This is a genomic window from Polaromonas sp. P3_B4 (assembly GCF_056402835.1).
The window spans coordinates 3001152-3022203 of record NZ_JBFUGQ010000001.1; the positions used below are offsets into that span (position 1 = coordinate 3001152).

Annotated in this window: 21 protein-coding genes; 5 read left to right on the forward strand and 16 right to left on the reverse strand. The window is 63.9% G+C overall.

Annotated elements, in window-relative coordinates; genetic code table 11:
• Positions 1-20: 20 nt before the first annotated feature.
• The 6 genes from AC1DVV_RS14270 to AC1DVV_RS14295 form a co-directional block, all read right to left on the reverse strand.
• Positions 21-1175, reverse strand: coding sequence for an NAD(P)/FAD-dependent oxidoreductase (locus tag AC1DVV_RS14270; RefSeq protein WP_477702135.1), 1155 nt, complete (start codon positions 1173-1175; stop codon positions 21-23).
• On the reverse strand, positions 1175-2557 hold the full coding sequence (locus AC1DVV_RS14275; RefSeq protein WP_477689645.1) for an FAD/NAD(P)-dependent oxidoreductase: 1383 nt from the start codon (positions 2555-2557) through the stop codon (positions 1175-1177). Before AC1DVV_RS14275 ends, AC1DVV_RS14270 begins: the two co-directional genes overlap by 1 nt.
• The gene (locus AC1DVV_RS14280; protein ID WP_477702136.1) at positions 2554-2886 is read right to left on the reverse strand and encodes a (2Fe-2S)-binding protein; all 333 of its coding nucleotides are present in this window, start codon (positions 2884-2886) and stop codon (positions 2554-2556) included. The genes AC1DVV_RS14275 and AC1DVV_RS14280 overlap by 4 nt, the downstream gene beginning before the upstream one ends.
• Positions 2883-3677 carry an ABC transporter permease gene (locus tag AC1DVV_RS14285; protein WP_477695862.1) on the reverse strand — a complete coding sequence of 265 codons (795 nt, stop codon included), beginning with the start codon at positions 3675-3677 and terminating at the stop codon, positions 2883-2885. Before AC1DVV_RS14285 ends, AC1DVV_RS14280 begins: the two co-directional genes overlap by 4 nt.
• 114 nt (positions 3678-3791) lie before the next feature.
• Positions 3792-4655 carry an ABC transporter permease gene (locus AC1DVV_RS14290; RefSeq protein WP_457281644.1) on the reverse strand — a complete coding sequence of 288 codons (864 nt, stop codon included), beginning with the start codon at positions 4653-4655 and terminating at the stop codon, positions 3792-3794.
• A gap of 23 nt (positions 4656-4678) precedes the next feature.
• The gene (locus AC1DVV_RS14295) at positions 4679-5749 is read right to left on the reverse strand and encodes an ABC transporter ATP-binding protein (protein ID WP_477666593.1); all 1071 of its coding nucleotides are present in this window, start codon (positions 5747-5749) and stop codon (positions 4679-4681) included.
• 208 nt (positions 5750-5957) lie between these two features.
• Here AC1DVV_RS14295 and AC1DVV_RS14300 point away from each other — a divergent pair, with 208 nt between their 5' ends.
• Positions 5958-6779, forward strand: a complete 822-nt coding sequence (locus AC1DVV_RS14300) for an IclR family transcriptional regulator (RefSeq protein ID WP_477666592.1) — start codon at positions 5958-5960, stop codon at positions 6777-6779.
• A gap of 50 nt (positions 6780-6829) precedes the next feature.
• Complete coding sequence (locus AC1DVV_RS14305; RefSeq protein WP_457281165.1) at positions 6830-7108, forward strand: hypothetical protein; 279 nt, start codon at positions 6830-6832, stop codon at positions 7106-7108.
• Positions 7109-7119: 11 nt separating this feature from the next.
• Here the strand turns inward: AC1DVV_RS14305 and AC1DVV_RS14310 are convergent, their stop codons facing one another.
• On the reverse strand, positions 7120-8034 hold the full coding sequence (locus AC1DVV_RS14310) for a LysR family transcriptional regulator (RefSeq protein ID WP_457281166.1): 915 nt from the start codon (positions 8032-8034) through the stop codon (positions 7120-7122).
• A gap of 81 nt (positions 8035-8115) precedes the next feature.
• Between AC1DVV_RS14310 and AC1DVV_RS14315 the strand changes: the two genes are divergently transcribed.
• Genes AC1DVV_RS14315 through amaB form a run of 3 tightly spaced genes read left to right on the forward strand, consistent with a single transcriptional unit; the run spans position 8116 to position 11893 of the window.
• Positions 8116-9144, forward strand: a complete 1029-nt coding sequence (locus tag AC1DVV_RS14315; RefSeq protein ID WP_477702138.1) for a 2-oxoadipate dioxygenase/decarboxylase family protein — start codon at positions 8116-8118, stop codon at positions 9142-9144.
• Positions 9141-10385, forward strand: coding sequence for an aminotransferase-like domain-containing protein (locus tag AC1DVV_RS14320; RefSeq protein ID WP_477702139.1), 1245 nt, complete (start codon positions 9141-9143; stop codon positions 10383-10385). Before AC1DVV_RS14315 ends, AC1DVV_RS14320 begins: the two co-directional genes overlap by 4 nt.
• Positions 10382-11893, forward strand: coding sequence for an L-piperidine-6-carboxylate dehydrogenase (gene amaB, locus AC1DVV_RS14325; protein WP_477702140.1), 1512 nt, complete (start codon positions 10382-10384; stop codon positions 11891-11893). Before AC1DVV_RS14320 ends, amaB begins: the two co-directional genes overlap by 4 nt.
• Positions 11894-11942: 49 nt before the next feature.
• Here the strand turns inward: amaB and AC1DVV_RS14330 are convergent, their stop codons facing one another.
• The 9 genes from AC1DVV_RS14330 to AC1DVV_RS14370 all read right to left on the reverse strand — a co-directional run bounded on the left by AC1DVV_RS14330 (position 11943) and on the right by AC1DVV_RS14370 (position 21028).
• On the reverse strand, positions 11943-12740 hold the full coding sequence (locus AC1DVV_RS14330; RefSeq protein WP_477666589.1) for an enoyl-CoA hydratase: 798 nt from the start codon (positions 12738-12740) through the stop codon (positions 11943-11945).
• A gap of 57 nt (positions 12741-12797) precedes the next feature.
• Positions 12798-13622, reverse strand: a complete 825-nt coding sequence (locus AC1DVV_RS14335; RefSeq protein WP_477702141.1) for an acyl-CoA thioesterase — start codon at positions 13620-13622, stop codon at positions 12798-12800.
• Between the two features lie 28 nt (positions 13623-13650).
• Entirely contained in the window at positions 13651-14529 is an 879-nt protein-coding gene (locus AC1DVV_RS14340) for an alpha/beta hydrolase family protein (RefSeq protein ID WP_477689636.1), read from the reverse strand.
• 43 nt (positions 14530-14572) lie between these two features.
• Entirely contained in the window at positions 14573-15430 is an 858-nt protein-coding gene (locus AC1DVV_RS14345; protein WP_477702142.1) for an alpha/beta hydrolase family protein, read from the reverse strand.
• A gap of 90 nt (positions 15431-15520) precedes the next feature.
• Positions 15521-16720, reverse strand: coding sequence for an acetyl-CoA C-acyltransferase (locus AC1DVV_RS14350; RefSeq protein WP_457281174.1), 1200 nt, complete (start codon positions 16718-16720; stop codon positions 15521-15523).
• Between the two features lie 23 nt (positions 16721-16743).
• Positions 16744-17268: a DUF4442 domain-containing protein gene (locus AC1DVV_RS14355; protein WP_477702143.1), complete on the reverse strand. Its 525-nt coding sequence runs from the start codon at positions 17266-17268 to the stop codon at positions 16744-16746.
• Positions 17268-19682 carry a 3-hydroxyacyl-CoA dehydrogenase/enoyl-CoA hydratase family protein gene (locus tag AC1DVV_RS14360; RefSeq protein WP_477702144.1) on the reverse strand — a complete coding sequence of 805 codons (2415 nt, stop codon included), beginning with the start codon at positions 19680-19682 and terminating at the stop codon, positions 17268-17270. Before AC1DVV_RS14360 ends, AC1DVV_RS14355 begins: the two co-directional genes overlap by 1 nt.
• A gap of 2 nt (positions 19683-19684) precedes the next feature.
• Complete coding sequence (locus tag AC1DVV_RS14365) at positions 19685-20569, reverse strand: alpha/beta hydrolase family protein (protein WP_457281176.1); 885 nt, start codon at positions 20567-20569, stop codon at positions 19685-19687.
• Between the two features lie 24 nt (positions 20570-20593).
• Positions 20594-21028: a DUF2147 domain-containing protein gene (locus AC1DVV_RS14370; RefSeq protein ID WP_477648940.1), complete on the reverse strand. Its 435-nt coding sequence runs from the start codon at positions 21026-21028 to the stop codon at positions 20594-20596.
• Between the last annotated feature and the right edge of the window lie 24 nt (positions 21029-21052).

Below are 21052 nucleotides of genomic sequence, written 5' to 3' on the forward strand. Positions count from 1 at the left end.
GAGGACTATGGAGAAGAGGACTAGACAACGGTGGAAGAAACAAGCCCGGCGGTTGTCGCACGCGGGTTTGCGGAAAAGCGTTCAATCGAAAAAGCGTCGATAGGCGTGGCACTCTCGCCGCTTTGCACCAGCTCAGCCAGCACCGCGCCCACACCCGGCCCCAGCTGGAAGCCGCCGCCAGCGAATCCGAATGCATGAATCAGGCCCGGTGTGGTGGCGCTCGGTCCTATGACCGGCTGGCGGTCGGGCAGGTAACCTTCGGTGCCGCTCCAGGTGCGGATGATGTGCGCGTGTTTCAGCGCCGGCAGCAGCTCGACGGTTTGCTGCATCAGGCCGGCCAGGCCGCTGCGCTGTGCGCGGGCACGCTGGTCGTCCAGCGCGTAACCCCGGCCGCCACCGATGACGCAGTTGCCGCGCGCTACCTGGCGGGCATAGACGCCGCCGCCCTCCACGCCGAGGCTGAGGTTCATGAATGCGGGTAGAGGCTCGGTCACCACCATCTCGGGATGACCGGCCTCCATGGGCACCGGCTCACCGAACTGCGCCGCGAGGGCGCCTGCCCATGCGCCCGCGCAATTGAGCAGGTGCTTGGCGCGAACCTCCAGCGCATCGCCCGAACGCAGTACAAACACCGCTCCGTCGCGCGCCACTTCATCCACGCGGGTCTGTTCGCGCACGTCGGCGCCGAGCTTGCGCGCGGCCAGTGCAAAGGCCGGCGACACGAGACGCGGGTTGGCCTGTCCGTCACCGGGGCACAGCGACGCACCTATGGCAGCTCTTCCCAGCCACGGGCAGCGTTCGCGCAAGGCACGCATGGAGAGCATCTGCAAATCCATGCCGAAGCCCAACGTGCGCTCGCGGTAGCTTTCGAGCGAGACCATGTCGGCTTCGCTGCGCGCGATCTTGAGGTGACCCGAAGGGAGGTATTCGCCGTCGATGCCGATCAGTTCGGGCAATTGCGCCCACAAGCCCTGCGCGCGCTGCGAAAGCGGCAGCTGGCTGATCGGCCGGCCCTGGCGGCGCACGCCGCCGTAGTTGACACCGCTGGAGCGCGAACCGCACAGATCACGCTCGAGCAGCACGACCGACAAAGCCATGCGGCGCAGGAACAGGGCCGCCGACGAGCCCATGATGCCGCCGCCCACAATCGCAACGTCGGCCGTGACGCATTCCATTACACGCCCTCCTGCTTCATCGCCTGGACGGCCATGGCCGAAAATGGCAGCGGCTTGATGGGCGACTGCCCGCGCAGCCGGCCGACACCATCTGGCTGTACAGCGCAGGCCTGCGCAAGGATTTCCGCCGCCGCCACGCCGCAGGTACGCCCCTGGCAGCGCCCCATGCCCACCCGCGTCAGCGCCTTGAGGCGGTTCATCTCGCGCGCGCCAGTGTCGGCCACGCACTGGCGCAACTCGCCCGCGGTGATTTCTTCACAGCGGCAGACCACCAGTTCATCAGGGGCGGCTGCAGCCCAACCAGCGGGAAATGGAAAGGCCCGCTCCAGTCCTTCCCGGAAGGCCGCCGTACGCGAAAGCTGGTTTTCGAGCGAGGCCGCGCGTGCCACATCGATCCTGTGTCCGGTGTCCGCGAGCAGCGCCAGCGCGGCACGCTCGCCAGCCCATTCCGCGGCATCAGCGCCCATGATGCCGGCACCATCGCCGGCCAGGTAAACACCTGCCACGCTGGAGCGGCCCATGGCGTCGCGCTCGGGCAATGCGCCGCGCTGCAGGCTGTCATAGCGAAAACGGCAGCCCAGCAAATCGGCCAGTTGCGTCTCGGGCCGCAGCGCGTAGCCAAAACCCACGCCGTCGCAGGCGATCTCGTGCGTTCGGCCGGCCTTGCGCCAGTGCATAGCCTGCACGCATTCGTCGCCTGTGGCGCGTACCAGCTCCACGCCCTGGTGCACCGCGATGCCATGCATGCGCAACCAGCCCAGGTAATAAAGGCCCTTGGCCAACAGCGCCGGCTGGCGCAGCATGGCGGGCACGGCGGCAGCCTTGCCTGCAAAACTGGCCGTATCAAGTACCGCCGCAACTTTGGCGCCGGCCCTGGCATACTGGTAAGCAATCAAATACAGCAGCGGCCCCGTGCCGGCAAACACCACGCGCGAACCAATCGCGCAGCCCTGGAATTTCAGGGCCACCTGCGCGGCGCCCAGCGTGTAGACGCCGGGCAAAGTCCAGCCTGGAAAAGGCAGGACACGGTCCGCCGCGCCGGTGGCAACAATGAGGTGGCTGTAGCGCAGCGTGCTCATCAGCCCGTGATGAAGCAAGTCGAGCTTGCCGCCTTCAGCGCTCCAGACCAGGGTGTCGGGGCGGTAATCGACCTTGTCCAGGATGCCGGCCATGGCCTCATGTACCGCGTCGGCGCGCCCGGCTTCAAAACCATAAAGAGCCTCTTTGGGCCGCGAGAAACCCGCGGGCGGCTGGCGGTAGATCTGCCCGCCCCAGCGCGGCGCTTCGTCCACCACCACGGGACGCAGGCCGTGCGCCACCAGCGCCTCGGCAGCGCGCACGCCTGCCGGGCCGGCGCCCACAATCACCGCCTGCGTGCTCATACCGGTCCCTCCGCGCCAGTCACCAGCCGCATGCCTTCTTCGATGAAGGTGCTGCAGGCACGCAGGCGCCGGCCCGATTCGGTCGCGACCCAGCAGTCCTGGCAGGCGCCCATCAGGCAAAAGCCGGCGCGCGGCTCACCGCTGAATTCGCTGAAGCGCAACTGCGCGCCGTGCGTCAGCACCGCCGTCAGCACGGTGTCGCCGGCCAGGGCCTTCAGGGCTTGCCCATTGAGCACAAAGTTCACCGGTTTGCGGTTGCCTTCGGCCAGGCGGTGAAGCAGGGCTGCAGGCTTGTGGCTCACCCCGGCAATTTCAATGGTTGATTTCATTTGTGTCCGACCAGGATCTTGTCGAGGCCGTAGATGCGGTCCAGCACCAGCATGGCCACAGCCGTGAGCGCCACCATGAGGGCCGAGACGGCCGCCATCAAGGGGTCTATCGACTCGGTCGCATACATGTACATCCGCACCGGCAAGGTCACGGTGGAGGGCGCAGTGACAAAGATCGACATGGTCACCTCATCAAAGCTGTTGATAAAAGCGAGCAGCCAGCCGCCGGTAACGCCAGGCAGGATCATCGGCAGCGTCACGCGAACAAACACCGTCGCCTGGCTCGCACCCAGCGAGAGGGCCGCCTGCTCAGCGCTGCGGTCGCTGCCTTCAACCGAAGCCAGCACCAGCCGCAGCACATAGGGCGTGATGATGACCACGTGCGCCAGCGCCAGCCAGAAAAAGCTGCCGGTCGCGCCGATCAGCGAGAAGGTGCGCAGCAAGGCCACACCCAACACCAGATGTGGAATGATCAGCGGCGAAAGAAACAGGCCATTGAGAAAATCACGGCCTGGGAAGGTATGGCGGGCAATCGCCAGCCCGGCCGGTACAGCCAGCAGCGTAGCCAGCGTCGCAGATATCGACGCCAGCCAGAGGCTGTTCTTGAAGGACTGCACAAAATCGGAGTGCGCAAACACCGCGCGGAACCAGCGCAATGAAAACTCCGTGGTCGGAATGGCCAGCGTGTTGCCGGGCGTGAAGGCCACCACGCACACAATGACCAGCGGCGCCAGCATGAAGGTGATGACGAGCGCGTTGAAGAGCAGCGCGAGGGGACCGTTTTTGGACATGCTTGACTTTCTATTCCATGTCTAATTCAGTTCGAGACTAGGCGCACCGCCGCAGACAGTGCTGTAGCACGGCAAGGCGGGGCAACGACGTATCGGGCTGAAGTAGGCATGAAATTACCCCAAAGACTTTTTATAAGAGCGCTCAAGGACGCGGTTGTAGCTCAGCATGATGGCCAGGTTGGCCAGAAGCAGAGTGAGCGCGATCGCCGCGCCCAGCGGCCAGTTGAGCTCGTGCAGGTATTCGTCATACACCACCGTCGCCACCATCTTCAAACGCCGCCCGCCCAGCAGGCCCGGGATGGCGAAGGCGCTGGCGCTCAGGCCGAACACGATCAGGCTGCCCGACAGGATGCCCGGCAGCACCTGCGGAAAGATGATGCGGCGCAAGGTGGTGAAGTGCGAGGCCTGCAGCGACAGCGCCGCGTCTTCCACACCCGGGTCCAGCTTCTGCAACGATGTCCATACCGGGATCACCATGAAAGGCAGCATCACATGCACCAGCGCGATGACCACGGCGGCTTCGGTGTAGAGAATGCGCATCGACGGCAGGCCCACGGCGCGCATGGCCTGGTTGACCACGCCTTCGGGGCCGAGCAGCATGCTCCACCCAAACGCCCGCACCACCACCGACACCAGCAGCGGCGCCAGCACCACCAGCAGCAAAATCGAGCGCCAGGGGCTGCGCATGCGGCTGAGCACATACGCTTCGGGCGCGCCGACAACGATGCAGATCAGCGTGGTGAGCGCCGAAATCCACAGCGTGCGCCAGAAGATGCCGTGGTAGTAGTCGTCTGTCAGCACGGCGGCGTAATGCGCCAGGGTGAAACTGTTCTTCACGCCGGTGGCGTGGTCAAACACCTGGAAGGACAGCACTGCCGTGAGCGCCAGCGGCACCAGCAACAGGCAGGCAAACAGCGTGAAGGCCGGCGCTGACAGCAGCCAGGGCGTGCGCGATGCACTGGCCCGGGCCGATGTCATCGGTGCAGCCACGGCCGTACTGTTCACGCCGGCACCCCTTGTGCGCCGGGCAGCAGGCGCACCTGCTGGGCGGCCCAGTCCAGGCCCACGTTGGCGCCTTCTTCGGCGGGCGCCGTGCCGTCATTGGGGCTGACCACTGCGAGCTTGCCAGCGGCGGTCGACACCTGGTAGAGCCATTGGCTGCCGAGGAAAAAACGTTCATGCACCGTGCCGCCTATACGGCCCTGGGCTTCAGGCACCAGGCGGATTTTTTCGGGACGCAGACTCAGCACCACGGCGTCGCCCTCTGACACGCCAGGGGCCTGAAGCTCCAGCGGCACGTTGCTGCCCACATGCACGGTGGCCCAAGGGCCGGTGGCCATCACACGGCCTTCCAGCAAATTGGCCTTGCCGACAAAACTGGAGATAAAGCGTGTCTGCGGGTGTTCATACAGGCGGTACGGCTCGTCGATCTGCGTCACGCGGCCGGCTTCCATCACCACCACGCGGTCGCTGATAGACATCGCCTCGGTCTGGTCGTGCGTGACCATCACGGTGGTGGTGCCGACCTTGCGCTGGATCTGCCGCAGCTCAAACTGCATCTCTTCACGCAACTTGGCGTCGAGATTGGACAGCGGCTCATCCAGCAGCAGCACCGGCGGCGAAATGACCAACGCACGCGCCAGGGCCACGCGCTGGCGCTGGCCGCCCGACAGCTCACGCGGGTAGCGTGTGGCGTGCGCCTCAAGATGCACCAGAGCCAGCGCGGCTTTCACGCGCTCGGCACGTTCTTCTTTGGGCACACGGCGCATCTCCAGGCCGAAACTGACGTTGTCATACACGCTCATGTGGGGGAAGAGCGCATAGCTCTGGAACACGATGCCCAGGCCGCGCGAATTGGGTTTGGCGTGGGTGATGTCGCGGCCGTCCAGCGTGACCTGACCCGACGTCACCTCACAAAAGCCCGCAATCATCTGCAAGGTGGTGGTCTTGCCGCAGCCCGAAGGACCGAGCAGCGAGACGAATTCGCCCTTTTCCACCGACAGGTTCATGTCGGCCACGGCGCGGGTAGCGCCGTAAGACTTGTTCACATTCGCCAGGGTCAAAAAAGACATGGGGAGCACCTCTGCAACAAAGGGAATGACCAGCGCCGCACAGACAAACGACGTGCAAAACGATGACACCCTGATGACTTCATGCTATGGCATCCTATAAAAAATCGTCAATAGGTTATTCCGTATAGAGATATCTTTATTTGATTTATTCCGTTAAATGGAATTTATATACACTTAACGCCATACTGATTCCGCCAAAGGAGACGCCATGAAAGATGAAGACAATAGCTCCAGCAGCGTGCAGCGCGCCTTTTCCATCATCCGGGCACTGGCGGCCACGCAGGCCAAGGGTGGGCGCATCACGCACGTCGCCAAGGCCACAGGCCTCACGCAAGCCACCACGCACCGCATCCTGCAAAGCCTGGTGGCCGAGCGTGTGGTGGAGCAGGAAACAGGCTCAAAGCTGTATCGCCTGAGCATTGATTTTTTTGCACTGGCCGCGCAGGCAGGTAACACCATGGACCTGCGCAGCCTGTGCCGGCCTTCAATGCTGCGGCTGTGCGCCAGCCTGGGTGACACCATCTTTTTGCTGGTGCGCAGCGGCTTTGACGCCGTCTGCCTGGACCGCAGCGAAGGCCCGTTTCCCATCCGCTCTTTCACTGGCGACATCGGCGGTCGCGTGGCGCTGGGCATGGGCCAGGGCGGTCTGGCCATCCTGGCTTTCTTGCCCGAGACAGAGCGTGAAGAAGTGATCCGCTACAACCTGCCGCGTGTGCGCGAGTTCGGTGTGTACGACGAGGTGTATCTGCGCACCGAGATTGAGCGCGTGCGCGAGCTTGGCTACGCCGGGCGCAACACCAACCTGCTCGACGGCATGGCCGGCGTCGGTGTGCCGGTGCTGGACCGCGAAGGCCGCGCCGTCGCCGCGCTCAGCGTGGGCACGATCTCGTCACGCCTGAGCCCCGATCGCCTGCCCACGGTGGTGGAGCTGCTCAAGCGCGAAGCCACGGCCATCAGCGCGCAAATCAATCCGTTTGACAGCACGCTGCGGCGGCCGGCGCAGAGCCTGGCTCCAGCGGACAGCACCTGAGACACTCACACAACGACAATTTTTCTGCCAGGCTTAAAAGAAGGAGCCCCATGGACAACGAACTCGCCAAGAAGCAACGCGCGGGCTTTTCGGTCAAAGAGCGCGCCATTGCAAAACTGGGAATCGCAGCGATTTCGTTTTGCCTGGCCTGGATGGAATGGCTCACGCCTTCCGTTCCGCCCTTTACCGGCAAGTGGGCCTGGACAAAGATCTGGGCCTTCGAAGTGATGGGGCCGCGCGGAATTATCGGCATCTGGATGGCACTGGGGACGCTCATGCTGGCTCTGGGCCTTGTACAGCTATGGAACTCAGGAAAAAGCGTCGACTGAGGCACGCGGGATCAAGGCAAAGAAATCGCCTGCTCGCGCAACCAGCCGCGCAGCTGCACCAACGGCCGCCAACTGGTTTTCTGTGAAGGCCAGACCAGGTAGTAGGCAAAGTCAGAGCTCAGCGAAAGATCAAAGGGCACAGCCAGCGTGCCGTCGGCGATGTCGTCGGCCACCAGAAAGCGCGGCAGCACCGCCAGCCCCAGCCCGGCCTTCACTGCCTGCGCGATCATGGAAAAGAGTTCGTATTTGGGGCCCGTGCCTGCGCCTTGCGCGTCGTCAATGCCGGCCAGCTGGAACCAGTCGCGCCAGGCATGCGGGCGCGTGCTCTGGTGGATGAGGGTGAACTTCAGAACATCGGCGGGGCGGCGCAGTTGCCGCTTTTTCATGAGCGCCGGGCTGCACACCACCACGCTGTCTTCACCCATCAGGTATTCAGACTCGGTACCGGGCCAGTCGGGCCGGCCGTAATGGATGGCAGCGTCCAGCCCCGTCAGTGAAAAATCAAAAGGCTGCAGGCGCGTGGCCAGGTTCAGCGTCACATGCGGGTGCGCTTTCAAAAAAGACGGCATGCGCGGGATCAGCCACTTGGTGGCAAAGGTGGGCACCACGCCCAGCTCCAGCGTGCCGCCCTCGCCTTTGGAGGACACCAGGTCCAGCATGGCGGCCTCGAGTGAATCCAGCGCGGGGCTGACACGCGCCAGCAACGAGCGGCCGGCGTCCGTCAGTTCCAGCTGGCGAGGCAGGCGCAGGAAAAGGCTCACGTCCAGATCCTGCTCGAGGCCCAGAATCTGGTGGCTGACCGCGCTCTGGCTCACCGAGAGGTCTTGCGCCGCCAGCGTAAAGCTGCCGCGATGGGCCGCCGCTTCAAAGGCCAGCAGGGCCTGGGTGGATGGGATTTTTCGGCGCATCGCATGAATATATCTCATGGCTCCATCGAAATACATCCTTTGTGCGTGGCGCTGAAACTGCCGAAAATCCGGCTTTCACCTGCCAATTACACGACTGATATGACCCATCTTCAGAAGCTCCTCGCCTGCTGCCTGCCAGCCGAAGCCGTCAAAAATATCCATGAACAGATGTACGTTCACCCGTCGCTACAGCAAGCCGCTTCGGGCATCGTCACCCGGGCCGAGTTGGCCCAGGCGCTGAACATGGCGCTGTTTCACGGCCTGGTGCAGCGTGTGCCGGCCGGGCAGGACTATATCGCCAGCGACGTGGTGGCGCAAAAGCGCCAGGTGGTGTTTGACCACGGCGCGCTGCGTACCGTGCGCTGGGCCAGCGGCGCCCTGCCCGCGGGCGAAGCGGCCTTCACCCGCGTGCTGCGCCCGCTGGGTTTTGAACTGCAGGGCACCTACCCGCTGCCGCGCCTGAAGATGACCGGACGCGCCTACAGCCACCGCGATTTTCCTGAAGACATCGCGCAGTTTTTTGTGTCTGAACTGCACCCCGAGCAGTTCTCCACGCCCTTCCAGTCGGCCGTGACACGCGTGCTGTCGACCTCGCGCGATCCACTGGGCCCGCAGGACGTGGCCGACCTGGAGCAGCTCACACGCGATGGCATGCTGCCCCTGGCACAGGCACTGCGCTTGCTGCCACAGCTGCTGCAATGCTTTGACCGCCAGCACGGCGTGTTTGGCATGGACGACTATGAATTGCTGCTGGCCGAATCCGCCGAGATGGCGTGGATTGCCACCGAAGGCAATGCCTTCAACCATGCCACCGACCGTGTGAGTGACGTGGACGCGGTGGCCGAACGCCAGCGCGCGCTGGGCCGGCCCATCAAGGACAAGGTCGAGGTGTCGGCCAGCGGGCGTGTGCGGCAGACGGCCTTCCGTGCGGCCACGGTGCAGCGCGAGTTCATCACCGCGCAGGGCCGCGTCACGCGCGACGTGCCGGGATCCTTCTATGAATTCATCACACGTGATGCACTGATACCCATCGCCGCAAACGACCCCGTGCAGGCGCCGCGGCTGGACCTGGCCTTTGACGCCGGCAACGCCACCGGCATTTTCGGCATGACGGCTGCACGCGCATGAGCGCTGTGCGTGCGCTGTACGCGCAGGCCAGCGGCTCACCGATACGCGCCATGCTGGCACTGGCCGGCCAGGAGGGCATGATTTCGCTGGCTGGCGGGCATCCCGATCCGGCCCTGCTGCCTGCCGACTGGCTGCGTGAATCGCTGCAGGACGTGACCGGCAAACTGCAAGGCCGCAACCTGCAGTACGGCGCTACCGAAGGCCTGCCCGAGCTGCGTGAAGCCAGCGCGGCCCTGCTCACACACCGCGGACTGGCGGCCAAGGCGAGCGAGTTGCTCATTACCACCGGTTCGCAGCAGGCCATCGATTTGCTGGCCCGCGTACTCATCGAACCGGGCGAAGGCATCGCGGTCGAGTCGTTTAACTATCCTGCGGCACTGCAGGCTTTTCGTTTTGCGGGCGCGCGGCTGATTGAAGTCCCAACCGACGCACAGGGCATGGATATCGACCGGCTCGAATCCATTCTGCAGGCCGAACGCCCGCGCGTGCTGTATGTGGTGCCCAACTTTGCCAACCCGACCGGCGCCGTGATGCCGCTGGCGCGGCGCGTGCGCCTGCTCGAACTGGCCGCGCAATACGGCGTGACCTTGATGGAAGACGACCCGTATGGTGAGTTGTGGTTTGGCGAGGCGCCGCCACCTCCGCTCGCACAACTCAACCAGCAGGCCGGCTCGTCCGCGCAGGTCGCCTACATGACCAGCTACTCCAAAGTGGTGGCCCCTGCCCTTCGCCTGGGTGTGCTGCTCGCACCGGCGGACATTCTGCGCGCGGTGGTACTGGCCAAGCAGGCGGCCGACGTGCACAGCGGTTCGCTGGAGCAACTCACGCTGGCGACCATGCTGGGCTCCTACCGCCTCGCGTCGCACCTGGCCTCGCTGCGCACAGCCTACGCGGCCAAAGGCGCCACGCTGGCCAACGCCTTGCGCGCGCATGCCGGCGGGTGGCTCGAATTCGATGCGCCGCAAGGCGGCATGTTTGTCTGGGCACGACTGCGCAGGGACTTGCCCCTGTTGCCGACAAAAGATTGGGTGGACTTCGGGCTTCGGCATCGAGTGCTGGTAGTACCAGGCGCCGCCTTCAGCATCAGCAACGCCGCACAACCCTGGTTGCGTTTGAGTTTTGCCAACCCATCACAGGCCGCGCTGCAGCAAGGCGCCGAGCGCCTGGGCCGCGGGCTGCAAAGCCTCGCCACCCACACCGCTTCCGATTTCAGGACAACCCACGAAAGGACTTCCGCATGAGTCACTCCAGCGACGTTTCATCCCTCTTTAAAACCCTGGGCGTCAACGCCGACCTCGGCAGCAAGGCGTCCGCGGCCATCGAAGTGGTCACTCCCATCGATGGCAGCCTCCTGGCGCGCGTAGCCATCCACAGCGCCAACGAAGTCGACAGCGCACTGAACGGCGCACACCAGCGTTTCATAGCCTGGCGCAATGTGCCCGCACCCAAACGCGGTGAACTGGTGCGCGCTTTTGGCGAAACCGTGCGCCGCCACAAGGCAGAGCTGGGCCGGCTGATCTCGCTGGAGACCGGCAAGATTTTGCAGGAAGGCCTGGGCGAGGTGCAGGAAGTCATCGACATCTGCGAGTTCGCCGTGGGCCTTTCGCGCCAGCTCTACGGCCTCACGATTGCCAGCGAGCGGCCCGACCACAAGCTGCTGGAAACCTGGCACCCCGTGGGCGTGGTCGGCATCATCTCGGCCTTCAACTTCCCGATGGCGGTGTTTGCCTGGAACGCCGCGCTCGCGCTGGTATGCGGCAACACGCTGGCCTGGAAGCCGTCAGAGAAAACACCGCTGTCGGCCATCGCCCTCAACGGCCTGCTGCTGCAAACGGCGAAAGACCTCGGCCTGGCCACCGAAGGACTGAGCGAGCTGCTGATCGGCGAGCGCGCCACCGGCGAGGTGCTGGTCAAGCACCCGCATGTGAAGTTGGTGAGCGCCACCGGCTCCACCGCCATGGGCAAGAACGTGGCGATTGCCTGCGCCGGCCTTTTCAAACGCTCGCTGCTGGAGCTGGGCGGCAACAACGCGGCCATCGTCTGCCCGTCGGCAAATCTGGAGCTGGTGGTGCGCGGCGCGGCGTTCGCGGCGGCGGGAACTGCGGGCCAACGCTGCACAAGCCTGCGCCGCCTGATCGTTCACCGCTCGATCTACCCGGAGCTGGTCAACCGCCTGGTGGCCGTCTTTGAACGCCTTCCCATCGGCAACCCGCTCAAAGACGGCACGCTGGTCGGCCCCTTGATCGATGGCCGCGCATTTGACGTCATGCAGTTGGCCCTGGGCGAAGCGAAGAAGCTGGGCGCCACGGTGCATTTCGGCGAGCGCCAACCGGGCGACGGATCAGCCCACTATGTGCGCCCCGCCATCGTGGAACTGAAGGAGCAGGCCGGCCCCATGCTGCACGAGACCTTCGCGCCGATTTTGTATGTGGTTCCCTACGACAATTTTGACGAAGCCATCGCACTGAACAACGCCGTGGCGCACGGCCTGTCGTCGGCCGTCTTCACGCAGGACTTGCGGGAAGCCGAACAGTTCACCTCAGCGCGCGGTTCCGACTGCGGCATTGCCAACGTCAATATCGGCACCAGCGGTGCGGAAATCGGTGGTGCCTTTGGTGGTGAGAAAGAAACCGGCGGTGGACGCGAGTCGGGCTCCGATTCGTGGAAGGCCTATATGCGCCGCGCGACCAACACGGTCAACTACGGCAGCAGCCTGCCTTTGGCACAAGGGATCCGGTTCGATATCTAAAAGTCGCGAGTCCCCTCTCTTTCCCCCAGCGGGGGAAGGAGCGAGAAACTCAGACGGCGCTGAAATCCGGCTTGCGCTTCTCCATGAAGGCAGAGAAGGCTTCGCGCGCCGCGGGCTCACCCAGCATGCGGCCGAAACTCACGCCTTCTTCGGCCATACGCTCTGCCACGAGGGTGGCGTTGCCTTTTTTCATGAGGCGCTTGGTTTCCATCAGCGCGCTGAGCGGTTTGGCGACCAGCTTTTGCGCCTGCCGCTGAGCCAGTGCATTGGCTTCGGCGGGCGGCACGATGCGGTTGATCAGGCCGATCTCCAGTGCGGTCTCGGCCATGAAAGGTTCGCCCAGCAGCAGTGCCTCGGCGGCACGTGGGTAACCCATGAGCTGCGGCACCAGAAAGCTCGACGCGGCTTCAGGGCACAGGCCCAGGTTGACGAAGGGCATGGAAAACGCAGCGTTGTCTCCGGCGTAGACCAGATCGCAGTGCAGCAGCAGCGTGGTGCCTATGCCGACCGCGGGGCCGCACACAGCGGCTATCAGCGGTTTGGGAAAGCTGCTGATGCCGCGCAGGAAACGGAAGACCGGCGAATCGGGCGTTGAAGGCGGCTTGTTCAGGAAATCGCCGATATCGTTACCGGCGGAAAAGATGGTTTCATGTCCCTGGATCACCACCACACGCACGGCTGCATCGTGGTGGGCCGACTCCAGTGCGTCGGCCATGGCGCCATACATGGCGGAGGTGATGGAATTTTTTTTGTCCACACGGTTGAGCGTGATGGTCATCACGCCCGCGTCGACGTGGCTCAGGATTTCGGGAATGCTGCCGGTGGAAATAGGGGTGGGAGTGTTCATGTGTTTTCCGTTAAGACGCAAGTGTAGGGGCCAGCCATGCATGCTGCCCCCGCGGGCCTATTCTTTGTAATAAACAACCTGCGTACTGGTAGCCAGCAGTACTCCCGCTTCGCTCCACAGCTGCGCGGTCTGGTCAAAAAAACCGTTGCGAAAGGCCTGGGCCCTGGCTTGCCCCAGCAAATAGCCTTCACCGCATTCAGCCAGTTGCCGGCCGTCGGCGTGGAAGTACGTGGTGATCGACACCGTACCGGCGGGTACACGTGTGGCACGGCGCAGCCAGACCCGCGGATAGAACACGTCGGACATGGCCGCCAGCGCCGGGAAGTCGAGCGGCCGCGGTGGATCGTCGCGCACCCACAGCTGCGTGAGGCTGCCCGTGCCGCTGCCGTCCCAAACCTGCGGAATCGCGCCGCGCACCGGCCGCATGTCGTAGCGATTCGTCCATGCGGAGGTCGAAAACCGCAGCCTGCCTGAAGCGTCGGCAAGCGTGACCGCGGGCATGGGTGTGTCGTTGGCACTCCAGGTCTCGCGGCGCGCAGCCGTAACGGCTGTGGCGGTCATCACAGCGCCTCCGGCATCGCCGTCCTGCGAAAGCTCCACCACCCAGTGCTGGGTGGCGCGGTTGGTGCGGGCCGGCCTGGCCGTGACAGTGAATGGACCTTCGGACATGGCCGCCGCGTAGTTCACCGTCAACGCCACCGGCTCGCCCAGCAGGGCCGGGTGCAACAGGATGGCACGCAAGGCTGTGGCCGCTGTGGTTCCGCCGAAGGGCCCCACCATATTCCAGTATGCGGGGCTGCTGTGACCCAGCCAGGTGTGGGGCCTGTCGCTGCCGGCGGCTTCCAGCCTGAGCGCGTCGTCAAAAGAATGCGTGCTTGTCATGTCGGCAGGTGTGATGGAGCTTTCCGGTTCAAACCGGGACTTTGGCGGCACCGGTCATGCCGTCGATGATCTGCTGGGCACGGGGCCACAAGGTCTGGTTGAACTGTTCCCGGAAGAAGCCAAAATGCCCGATGCGCCTGACCTTGAGATCTGCCGGCGCGATGCGTTCAAAGCTGCGCGGTGCATTGCTGTACAGGTTGATGAGGTTTTGCGTGCCGCGCCAAGTCATCAGCTCGTCGTCGGTCATGGACAGCGCGGTCACCGGAAAACTGACCCGCCCATAACTGAGCCGCGCGCTTTCTCCCTCGGCCCCCACGCTGTAGTGCGGATCCAGGCACCACTTGCGCCACTGCAGCATCACGCCGGCTGGCAGGTCGCCAACTTTCTTTAACCTGCGCCCGGGGAAATAACCACAAAGACGCGTGGCCAAAGGCACCAGCACATACCAGAAGTACAAAATCAGGCGCCTGAGCTGCGGTGCGTTGTCGCGCCAGTACCCGCTTCCTGCCGCGATGCTGACCAGGCCATCGATCTTGTCCTGATTCTTCAGGAAACCCGGCAGCTGCGCGCCCAGGCTGTGACCCAGCAGGTAAAGCGGTGCATCCGGCAAGGCTGCCTTGGCGGCATCCACCACAGCCTCATAGTCGGCGGCCCAGTCGAGCAGGTCGGCCTTGAAACCACGCAGGCTGCCGCTGGCGGTGTTGGGCAAGGACTCGCCCGAACCCCGGTAGTCAAAAGTCATGACGCAAAAGCCCTGGGCAGAAAGCCACTGCGCAAACGGTGCGTAATAGTCTTGCCGCACCCCCATGGCGCCACCGATGACCACGCTGGCACGCGCAGGCGAAGAAGGCGCATAAACGCGAGTGGACAGTTGCGCCGTCCCTGAACTGAGGATCTGCATCTGCATCACATGCTCCTGTAAATGGATGAACTGAACTCGGGCACGCGCATCAGGCGTGAAGGTGTTGAACCAGCTGGGGCCAGAAGCTGGCACGCAGCTTGTCGCGAAAGTAGCCGAAGTGGCCTATATGCCTGACACCCAGATTTTCCGGCTCAAGGGTCATGCATTGCACCGGTTCACGTCGCGCACCGAACAAGGCCACAAACCGGTCTGACGACCACTGTGAAAAAACCTCGTCGTCGCTTGAGTTGAAGTAGGTGATGGGCGTCTCTACGCGTTCAAAACGTTCACGCTGATGGGCATCACGCGCCAGGTAGTCCGGATGGCGGCACCAGCGCGTCCATTGCCGCATCACACCTGCGGGAATGTTGCCAACCTTGCGCAGTTTTCTGCCCGGGAAATAACCGAACAACGGTACCAGCAAGGGCGCCCAGATCTGGGTGGCGGCAAACAGGCCCCAACGCGGCACGGCGTTGCGCAGGCGCGGCCAGTAACCGCTGCCGCTGGCAACCAGGACGGCACGCTGAAAGAGGTGAGTGGTTTCGGAGCTGGCAAACAATTGCCCGCCCAGGCTGTGCCCCAAGTAGTAAAGCGGGAGGTCCGGCACACGTTGCCGCAAGAACCGGGCAGCGGCGCTCACATCCTGCTGGCCCCAGGTGTCGAAGGTGGCATCGGTGGACGCCACGCGCTCACCGCCGGAGGCAAAAGTGCCGCGGTAGTCGAGCGTCAGCACGGTAAAGCCTTGCGCGGCCAGCCAGCGGGCAAAAGGCTCATAGTGCTGCTGCGGTGTGGCCATGGCACCGGCCAGCAGTACGCCGCCGCGGGCCAGACCGTCCGCGGGGTCTGCTGCAAATACCGTCGCTGCCAGCGCCCAGGAGTCCTGGGTCAGAACCGTGATTCGCTCCATCTTCTGTCTCCAGTCAGGAAAAGCCCAGTCTGCCCCGCGGCTGCCATAACCGCTGCCGCAAGCGCGACAGCGGGGCCGCCGCCGACGGCCTTACACGCGTTCGAAAATACCCGCAGCGCCCTGACCCATACCTACGCACATGGTCACCATGCCGTACTTGAGCTGATGGCGATGCAGCGCATGGATCACGGTCGCGGCGCGGATCGCACCGGTCGCGCCCAGGGGATGGCCCAGCGCGATGGCGCCGCCCATGCGGTTGACCTTGCTGGCATCGAGCTTGAGTGTGTTGATCACCGCCAGCGACTGCGCGGCAAACGCTTCGTTCAGTTCAAACCAGTCGATGTCTTCCTGCTTGAGGCCGGCGTAGCGCAAGGCAGCAGGAATGGCTTCGATCGGGCCTATGCCCATGATCTCGGGCGGCACGCCCTTGGCGGCATAGCTGACAAAGCGGGCCAGCGGCTTCAAGCCGAAGTCCTTGACCGCTTTTTCGCTGGCCAGCACCAGCGCACCCGCGCCGTCGGACGTCTGCGAGCTGTTCCCGGCCGTGACCGAGCCGCGCGCGGCAAACACCGTCTTGAGTTTGGCCAGGCCTTCGAGCGAGGTGTCGGGGCGCGGGCCTTCGTCAAGGCTCACGGTGCGGGTCTTGCTGATGACTTCACCGGTTTCCAGGTTGGCCGTGCGGTCGGTCACTTCAACCGGCGTGATCTCGTTGCTGAACTCGCCGGCCTGCTGCGCCTTGATGGCCTTGAGGTGCGACTCGAGCGCGAACTGGTCCTGCGCCTCGCGCGAAACTTTCCATTGCTGCGCCACCTTTTCGGCCGTCAGGCCCATGCCGTAGGCGATGCCGACGTTCTCGTCGTTCATGAACATATTGGGTGACAGCGAAGGAGAATTGCCGGACATGGGCACCATGCTCATACTCTCGGTGCCGGCGGCGATCATCACGTCGGCCTCGCCCACGCGGATGCGGTCGGCCGCCATCTGGATCGCCGAGAGGCCGGAGGCGCAAAAGCGGTTGACGGTGATGCCGCCCACGCTGGTGGGCAGGCCGGCCAGCACCGCGCCTATGCGCGCCACGTTCAGGCCTTGCGGGCCTTCGGGGATCGCGCAGCCGCAGATGATGTCTTCAATTGCCTTCGGATCGAGCGAAGGCACTTGCGCCAGCGCGGCCTGCAGCGCCTTGACCAGCAGGTCGTCGGGCCGCATATTGCGGAAATAGCCGCGGCCCGAGCGCCCGATGGGCGTGCGGGTGGCGGCGACGATATAGGCTTCCTGGACTTGTTTGGCCATGATGGTTTCCTTCAATTTCTCGGTTAACTTTTCCGCGGGCCGGAGGGAATCCAGGCCCAGACAAATTCACATTCAACCGGGTTGACGCCGGCTTCATCGGTCACGGTGACCGGCACAGTGACTTCACCCTTGTCGCTGGCCTGCATGGCGGCGCGCTGTTCATCGCTCAGCGTGGCCACGGCGCGCAAGGCGCCGGTGGCGCGCTTTTTGAAGGCCATCTTCAGTTCCTTGGCCAGCGGGATGCAGTCGTCGCGCACATTCATGCCGACCACCATGCCGGTGGCGGTTTCCGCCAGCAGGTTCATCGCAGAGGCGTGCACGCCGCCAATGTGGTTCTGTACCTTCTTCTCATTCCTGATGCCGATCTCGACCCGGCCTGTGCCCATCTCGAGGAAGTCCAGACCGGCGGTTCCGGTAAAAGGCACAGCGCGGCGCAGCACCACGCTGCGAAACCAGCCGCGCGCAAAGGCCGGCACTTCCTCGAGCCGCTGCAGTTGCCGTGCCAGGCGGTTGGGCTTGTGGTCGCTCATGGCGGTTTGGCCGGTCATCAGTTACGAACAGGTTTGCCAGTGCTCATCATTCCCATGATTCGCTCCTGGGTTTTTGGATGCTCAAGAAGAGAGCAGAAAGCTTTGCGCTCCAGGGTCATCAAATACTCTTCCGTCACCAGCGTGCCGGCATCGACGTCCCCGCCGCAGACCACATTCGCGATCAGGCTCGCAATATGGAAGTCGTGCGCGCTGATGAAGCCGCCGTCGCGCATATTGACCAGCTGGCCCTTGATGGTGGCCAGGCCGCTGCGGCCCACCACCGGGAACTGGCGCCTGTGCGGTGCGCGGTAGCCGGAGTTGAACAGCGCGCGCGCTTCATTCAGCGCGACGAACAGCAGCTCGTCCTTGTTCGGCACGATCACGTCGCTGTCGAGCAGGTAACCGATCTTGCGGCTTTCGATGGCACTGGTGCCCACCTTGGCCATCGCGGCGGCCGTGAAGCCTTCGGTGAGGAAAGGCAGGATGTCCTTGTTGGTCGAGGTGCCGGCGTTTTCCGCGGCACGGCGGGCGATGTAGGCCAGGCCACCGGCGCCGGGCACCAGGCCCACGCCGACTTCGACGAGGCCGATATAGCTTTCCATCGCGGCGACACGTTTGGCCGAATACACTGCCATTTCGCAACCGCCGCCCAGCGCCAGGCCGCGAATCGCCGACACCACGGGAACCGCCGCGTAGCGCAGCTTGAGCATCACGTTCTGCAGTTCGGCCTCGGCCCCTTCAATCGCCTTGGCGCCGCCCATCATGAAGGCGGGCAGCATGGCTTGCAGGTCGGCGCCGGCAGAGAACATCTCGTCATTCGACCAGATGACCATGCCCTTGTAGCTTTTCTCGGCCAGGTCCACACCCATCGCCAGACCTTCAGCCACGTCGGGGCTGATGGCGTGCATCTTGGTCTTGATGCTGGCGATCAGCACGTCGCCATCCGCACCGTCCAGCGTCCAGAGGCGGATCGCGTCGTCTTCATGCAGCGTGGTGCCTGCCGTCTCAAAAGCAGGTGCCTTGGCACCGAGCACGTCTTCGGGGAAGAACTGGCGCTCATAGACCGGCAGCTTGCGGCGAGGGATGAATTTTTTGGCCGAGGCGCTCCACGAGCCTTCGGCCGTGTGCACGCCACCGGCGTCGGCCACCGGGCCCTTGAACACCCACTCGGGCAGCGGCGCCTTGGACAGCGCCTTGCCTGCATCAATGTCTTCCTGGATCCAGGTAGCGACCTGCTTCCAGCCGGCTTGCTGCCACAACTCGAAGGGGCCTTGCTTGGCGCCAAAGCCCCAGCGCATGGCGAAGTCGATGTCGCGTGCGGTTTCGGCGATGCTTTCCAGGTGCACCGCAGCATAGTGAAACTGGTCGCGCAGGATGGCCCAGAGAAAACGCGCTTCAGCGCCTTCGGCTTCGCGCAAGAGCTTGAGGCGTTCGCCCGCGGGCTTCTTCAGCATGCGACCGACGACTTCATTGGCCTTGGCGCCGGCGGGCACGTATTCCATGCTCTCCGGGTCCAGGCGCAGGATGTCGCGGCCTTGCTTTTTATAGAAGCCGGCGCCGGTCTTCTGGCCCAGGCTTTTGGATTCGAGCAGCTTGGCCAACACGGGCGGCGTGCCATAGACATCGGAAAACGGGTCTTCTACCTTGCCGGGGCCCAGGTTGTCTTGCAGCGTCTTGATGACGTGGGCCATGGTGTCCAGGCCCACCACGTCGGCGGTGCGGAAGGTGCCCGAGCTCGCGCGGCCCAGCTTCTTGCCGGTCAGGTCGTCGACCACGTCGTAGCTGAGCTTGAAGGTGTCGGCCTCCTTGATGGTGGCCAGCATGCTGGCGATGCCGACGCGGTTGGCGATGAAGTTGGGTGTGTCATGGGCACGGATCACGCCCTTGCCCAGCGCGCTGGTGACAAAGGCCTCCAGGTCGTCCAGCACCTTGGGTTCGGTGGTCGGCGTGTTGATCAGCTCCACCAGCGTCATGTAGCGCGGCGGGTTGAAGAAGTGAATGCCGCAAAAGCGCGGCTTGATGGATTCGGGCAGCGCCTCGCTGAGCTTGGTGATGGACAGGCCCGAGGTATTGCTGGCCACAATGGCGCCTTCAGCAATGAAGGGCGCGATCTTGTGGTACAGGTCGGTCTTCCAGTCCATGCGCTCGGCAATCGCCTCGATGATGAGGTCGCACTCCCTGAGCAGCTCCATGTTCTCTTCGTAGTTGGCCTGCTGGATCAGCGCCGCGTCTTCGGGCACACCCAGCGGCGCTGGCTTGAGCTTCTTGAGGCCTTCGACCGCCTTGATGACGATGCCGTTCTTCGGGCCGTCCTTGGCCGCAAGGTCGAACAGCACCACAGGCACCTTGACGTTGACCAGATGGGCGGCGATCTGCGCGCCCATGACACCGGCGCCGAGGACGGCGACTTTTTTGACTTGGAATCGGGACATGGTTAAGACCTGGTTGAGGGAATCTGGTTGAAAAATTCAAGCACGGCGCTCCAGTAGCGCTGTGGCTCGTCGCGCATGCCGTGGGTGTGGTCGGCGCGTTCAAGGATCAGGCGCTGGATGCGTTCAGGACGTGAAGCAGCCTGCTGCAAGGCATCGCCGAAATGCACCGGCGTCCAGCGGTCGCCCTGGCTGTGGATCAGCAGCACGTCCACGTCGCGCATGTTGGCAAGGTGGTGTACGGGCCGCAGGCGCAACTCGCCTTGCGGGTTAATGCGCCGGCTGATGTTGAGCACGGCATGGGCAAAAGGATAAGCTTTCCAGAAATCGGGCAGCGAGGGCGCGCAAGCTTCAGCCACCACCTTGTCGTAAGGAAAATCCGCTTCGTCAATCGCACTCAGCGTGTTGATCGCGCCGAAAGACGCCGTCAGCGCATGCACCGGCAGCCCGGCAAAAGCGCCACGCGCCCAGGAGCCCACCGATATCACGTCACCGGGGTAATCGAAGTTGGTCGACGGGCTTTCACCGAAACCGTTGAAGTCGAAAGCCACCACATGAAAGCCCGCATCGAGTAGCGCCTGGGCATGGCCGTGGCGCAGCCAAAAACCCTTGCAGGCAAAACCCATGGGATGGGCGCACACCACCACACCGCGCGGTGCCAGCGGTGTACGCGCCACGATGGCCTCAAGCTGGCTGGTGCTTCGGCTGGCTATCTGCACCCGTTCCCAGCCTTCTTGCGGCACGTCCGCCGGCCAACGCCAGGGTTTCATGAAGCGGCCGAAAAACGGCTTTTTGAGAAGATGGTGGCCATACCAGCGGCGCGCGGCCGGCACAGTGCTGCCACCGGCGCCGAAAGGCAGTGACCGCAAACGGGAAATGGCTTCACCCATGGCGAGTCCTCACTTTCAGCATGCTCATTGCACACGCACCCAGGTTTGGGTGCGGCCAAAAGGCCCGATTGAACCGCGGACTTCCATCTTCTTGCCACCCTCAACGGGTGTCATCTTGAGGGAATAGCTTTTGCCGTTCTCGGGGTCGAGTATCTTGCCGCCTTCCCAAACGTCGCCATCGGGTGACTTCTTGGCGCCCCGAATGATCTCAAGGCCCAGCCGAGGCTTGTCCTTGCGGTCATCCGTGCATTCGGTGCAGATGTCGTCGGGTTTGACGCCCGGGGACAGGCGCTTTTCGACTTTTCCGCTCAACACGCCACCTGTGTCGACAATACGCACCTCGACTTTGGGGTCGCCGGTTTTTTCGTCAAAGCCGCGCCAGAGGCCGACCGGCGTGTTCTGGGCCAGCGCCGGGATAGCCATCAAGCCCAAAACAATCATCAGCAGTTTGCGTTTCATGGTGTCTCCCGTTGATTTGTTCAA